The sequence below is a fragment of the Bradyrhizobium sp. genome, from assembly GCF_016462955.1.
GTDB lineage: Bacteria > Pseudomonadota > Alphaproteobacteria > Rhizobiales > Xanthobacteraceae > Bradyrhizobium.
This window is the reverse complement of record NZ_JAEMSD010000445.1, coordinates 1-4,710: the sequence shown is the minus strand read 5'-3', so window position 1 is coordinate 4,710 and position 4,710 is coordinate 1. Positions and strand designations below refer to the sequence as shown.

Genomic DNA, 4,710 nt, shown 5'->3' with positions numbered 1-4,710 from the left:
GACAATTCGCGCTCGGCGACCCCGATCTCGTCGCTGCGCTGGCTCGGCACGATGATGCCGGCCGAGCTCTCGGGGTTCTCGTGGAAGCCGACGAGGCTCGCGGTCAGCCGCCGCATCGGACGGACGAAGAGATAATGGAGCGCAAGATAGACGAGACCCGCGGTCAGCACGGCGATGATCAGCGCGACCACCACGAGGTTGCGGGAGAAGCGGTACATCTGCTTCCGCAATGGAAGTTCGTCGGTGACGATCTCGATGAACTGGGCATTGCCAACCCCGGGACCGACGATGCGGATGGCCTGGTTGCCGGTCTCCAGCATCATCCGGAACGAGCCGGTGATGGCTTCCCAGGCCGTCATGTCGCGCAGGTCGAGGTCATGCTCGATGGCGGCCGGAATGTTGTCGCTGGCGAGCAGCCGGCGCTGCTGACCCATCTTGATGGCGACGGCGCGGGCATTGATGCTTTTCAGGATCTCCCGCGACAGCGAATCGGGAACCATGCCGAGCGGCGCTGCATCCAGCACCAGCGCCGCGGTATTGGCCGCCGCGACACGGTCGTTCAGCCGGTTGACCCAGAAATTGGCGATGGCGGGCACGTAGAGCAGCACGGCGGCGATCATCACCAGGGGAACGGTAAGCAGCAGCAGCTTACCGGACAGCCCGAGCCCGCGCGAGTTGCGGGGCCGCGTCGCCGGCTGGTCCGGCTGATCCAGGTCCTGGATCGGCTGGCGATCTGTGGCTGCCACGAAGTTCGCCCCTGTTGGCCTTGGCTGGTGGAGGATGCGACCGGCCCCGAGCTCGGTCAAATTACGGATCGCTAATCTGCCAAGGTGTGATGTAAGCGCTGATATCGCGAGTCGCCACCTCTAGGGTTAAAAACCCCTTGCAGACCGCGATATTCACCGGAAGCGTGCGCCTGTGCGGCGTTGACGAGAACAAGGCACTCCCTTATAAGCCGCGCCAACTGTCCGCGATGACCCGGTGTGACGCCGGGAGCGGCTCTCTTGGGGCCGAAAAGGGCCCGTTTGGGCCGCATCTTCCGGACTTTACCTTCACTTCTACAGGCAAATTGCCCGGTCAGCGGAGAAAAACCCGTGAAGCGGACTTATCAACCCAGCAAACTGGTGCGCAAGCGCCGTCACGGCTTCCGTGCCCGTCTCGCCACTGCCGGCGGCCGCAAGGTTCTCGCCGCCCGCCGCGCCCGCGGCCGCAAGCGTCTGAGCGCCTGAGCCGGACCCCCTTTTGGGATTTCATCATGGATCGGCTGAGGCAGCGGGCGGATTTCCTCGCCGTTGCCAATGGCGCGCGGGTGAATAGTCCCGCGTTCGTCCTGCAAAGCCGCTCCCGCGATGATTCCGGCCCCGCCAGGATCGGCTTCACCGTCACCAAAAAGAACGGCAACGCCCCCGAGCGAAATCGCATCCGGCGCAGGCTTCGCGAATTGGTGAAGCGGCTCGATCCGGTGTCGATCCAGCCTCATCACGATTATGTCCTGGTCGGACGAAGGGACGCGCTCTCGCGCGACTTCGCCACCATGCTCGACGATCTGCGCATAGCGTTCACGAAGCCCGCGCGGCATACGGCCAAAGCCCGCGGCCAGAGGCCAGGCCCCGCTCCCGCTGCCAGCCGCAAACCGGATTGATGACGAGACAATCGAGATGACCGACAATCGCAATACCATCCTCGCCGTCATTCTGTCGGGCCTCGTCCTGATCGCCTGGCAGTACTTCTACAACGTGCCGCAGATGGAGAAGCAGCGCGCCCAGCAGCAGGCGCAGGCCGAACTCCAGAAGGGCACGACGCCGCAGCCGGGCGCGTCGGCGACGCCAGGCGCGCCGGCAACGCCGGGCAGCGCACCGCAGCCCGGTGCGGCCCAGCCGTCGACGCCGGCCGTGAACCAGGCCCAGCCCGTCATTGCGCGTGAGACCGCCATTGCAGCGAGCCCGCGTGTCAAGATCGAGACGCCGCGCATTGCCGGCAGCATCGCCCTAAAGGGCGGCCGTATCGACGACATCGCGCTGGTGCAATATCGCGAGACGGTCGACCCGAAATCGCCGCCGATCATCCTCTATTCGCCCTCGGGCACGGCGGAGCCCTATTACGCCGAGTTCGGCTGGGTTGCGGCGACAGGCGTGACGGCAAAGATGCCGGATGCGCAGACCGTCTGGCAGCAAGAGGGCAGCGGCAGCCTGACGCCGTCGACGCCGGTGGTGTTGAAATGGGACAATGGCGACGGCCTCACCTTCCGCCGCACCATCGCGGTCGACGACCATTATCTCTTCACCATCAAGGACGAGGTGAGCAATGTGGGCAATGCGCCGGTCACGCTGTACCCGTTCGCGCTGATCTCGCGCCACGGCGCGCCGCATGTCTCCGGCTACTATATCCTGCATGAAGGCCTGATCGGCTATCTCGGCGAACACAGGCTGCAGGAATATGCCTACAGCAAGATCGACGAAGCCAAGCAGGTGAACTTCAAGGCCACCAATGGCTGGCTCGGCATTACTGATAAATACTGGGCCTCCGCGCTGCTGCCGGACACCAACGCCCAGCTCCAGGCGCGTTTCTCGTCGAACCCGGTCGGCAAGGCCCACACCTACCAGACCGACTATCTGCTCGACCCCGTCACCGTCGCGATCGGCGGCACCGCGACGGCGAACGCGCGGCTGTTCGCAGGGGCCAAAGAAGCCGGCGTGGTCGGCATCAACTTCCCGCTCGTAGGCCTCGGCGGCTACAACAAGGCGCTTGGCCTCAATCAGTTCGACCTGCTGATCGACTGGGGCTGGTTCTACTTCCTCACCAAGCCGATGTTCCTCGGCCTCGACTTCTTCTTCCGCTTCTTCGGCAATTTCGGCATCTCGATCCTGCTCGTGACCGTGATCGTGAAGCTGTTGTTCTTCCCGCTGGCGAACAAGTCCTACGCCTCGATGGCGAAGATGAAGTCGATCCAGCCGCAGCTTTTGGCGCTGAAGGAGCGCTACCCCGACGACAAGGTGAAGCAGCAGCAGGAGATGATGGAGATCTACCGCAAGGAGAAGATCAATCCGGTCGCCGGCTGTCTTCCCGTGCTGATCCAGATCCCCGTGTTCTTCGCGCTCTACAAGGTGCTGTTCGTCACCATCGAGATGCGGCACGCGCCGTTCTTCGGCTGGATCAAGGACCTCTCGGCGCCGGACCCGACCAATCTCTTCAACCTGTTCGGGCTGATCCCATTCGATCCGACCACGATTCCGGTGTTCGGCCATTACCTCGCGCTCGGCATCTGGCCGATCATCATGGGCATCACGATGTGGTTCCAGATGAAGCTGAACCCGACGCCGCCGGATCCGACCCAGCAGCTCATCTTCAACTGGATGCCGCTGATCTTCACCTTCATGCTGGCCGGCTTCCCGGCAGGTCTCGTGATCTACTGGGCCTGGAACAATCTGCTCTCGGTGATCCAGCAGAGCTACATCATGCGCCGCAACGGCGTGAAGGTGGAGTTATTCGACAATCTCAAGGCGACGTTCGCACGGAAGGCGACGTAGGTCTCTCCCTCAGTCATTCCGGGGCGATGCAAAGCATTGAACCCGGAACCTCGAGATTCCGGGTCTGGTCCTTCGGACCATCCCGGAATGACGGTGCAAAAAAAGAGCTTCGCATGACTGACGACAAAGATGCGAAGCTGATCGAGGCTGGACGCAAGCTGTTCGCACGCGACTGGCAGTTCATCTGGGCCTCGCCTTCGATCGAAACGTTGCCGCCGATGGCGGGTCTGGAGATCGCCTTCGCCGGGCGATCCAATGTTGGCAAGTCGAGCCTGATCAACGCGCTCACGGGGCGCAACGCGCTGGCGCGCACCTCGCATACGCCGGGCCGCACCCAGGAGCTGATCTTCTTCGAGGTACCCGGGAAAACCGACCTCCGCCTCGTCGACATGCCCGGCTACGGCTATGCCAAGGCGCCGAAGAGCCAGGTCGCGTCCTGGACCGAGCTGATCCACAAATTCCTGCTGGGACGCGCCTCCCTGGCGCGCGTTTACGTGCTGATCGACGCGCGGCATGGGATCAAGGATGTCGATCTCGACGTACTGAAGACGCTCGACCGTTCCGCCGTCAGCTACCAGATCGTGCTGACCAAGACAGACCAGGTGAAGGCCGCCGAGCTGCAAGCGCGCATCGCCGAGACCGAGGCGGCGCTCGCCAAGCATCCGGCCGCGTTCCCGACCGTGCTCGCGACCTCGTCACGCAGTTCGACCGGCATGGAGAGCTTGCGCGCAGCGATGGCGAAGCTCTTGGAAGAGCGGAGCAAGTAATGGTGGCCAACCGCCTCCTGATCGGGCTTGCCGGATTGATGGGCGCCGCCGGCGTCGCGCTGGCCGCGGCCTCCGCCCACGGCGCGGATGCGAGCCGGCTCGCTTCCGCCAGCGCCATGCTGCTGTTTCATGCAAGTGCCGTATTGGCGACCGCAGCTCTGCTGGCGCGCAGCCTTCTGCACGGCGGAATTGGCCTCGTTGCGGCGTTCGGCCTCGTAACCGGCGCCGCGCTGTTCGCGGGCGACCTCACCTTGCGGCAATATGCCGGGCACGCGCTGTTTCCGATGGCGGCGCCGACCGGCGGAACGGTGATGATCGCGGGCTGGCTGGCGCTGACGCTGGCGGCGGTGGTGGCGAAAAAATAGCGCGCTCTTTCTTACCCTCCCCTGGAGGGGGAGGGTCGGCTCATGTTGAGC

General features: G+C 64.0%; 5 protein-coding genes and 1 pseudogene. 5 read left to right on the top strand and 1 reads right to left on the bottom strand.

The genetic code is table 11. The annotated features are described in order from the left end of the window. Positions 1–746 (bottom strand): annotated as a pseudogene (locus tag JHD07_RS31180) (sensor histidine kinase); the annotation flags it as partial. Positions 747–1,094: 348 nt separating this feature from the next. Here JHD07_RS31180 and rpmH point away from each other — a divergent pair. The 5 genes from rpmH (at position 1,095) to JHD07_RS31155 (ending at position 4,659) form a co-directional block, all read left to right on the top strand. Then, positions 1,095–1,229 carry a 50S ribosomal protein L34 gene (rpmH, locus tag JHD07_RS31175; RefSeq protein WP_008542748.1) on the top strand — a complete coding sequence of 45 codons (135 nt, stop codon included), beginning with the start codon at positions 1,095–1,097 and terminating at the stop codon, positions 1,227–1,229. A gap of 26 nt (positions 1,230–1,255) precedes the next feature. Next, positions 1,256–1,642, top strand: coding sequence for a ribonuclease P protein component (gene rnpA / locus JHD07_RS31170; protein ID WP_291629117.1), 387 nt, complete (start codon positions 1,256–1,258; stop codon positions 1,640–1,642). A 16-nt stretch (positions 1,643–1,658) separates the two neighbouring features. Then, positions 1,659–3,527, top strand: coding sequence for a membrane protein insertase YidC (gene yidC, locus JHD07_RS31165; protein ID WP_291629116.1), 1,869 nt, complete (start codon positions 1,659–1,661; stop codon positions 3,525–3,527). A 113-nt stretch (positions 3,528–3,640) separates the two neighbouring features. Further along, a complete protein-coding gene (gene yihA / locus JHD07_RS31160) occupies positions 3,641–4,294 on the top strand; it encodes a ribosome biogenesis GTP-binding protein YihA/YsxC (protein WP_291629114.1) in 654 nt (217 codons plus the stop codon). Then, entirely contained in the window at positions 4,294–4,659 is a 366-nt protein-coding gene (locus JHD07_RS31155; RefSeq protein WP_291629113.1) for a DUF423 domain-containing protein, read from the top strand. Before yihA ends, JHD07_RS31155 begins: the two co-directional genes overlap by 1 nt. Positions 4,660–4,710 lie beyond the last annotated feature (51 nt).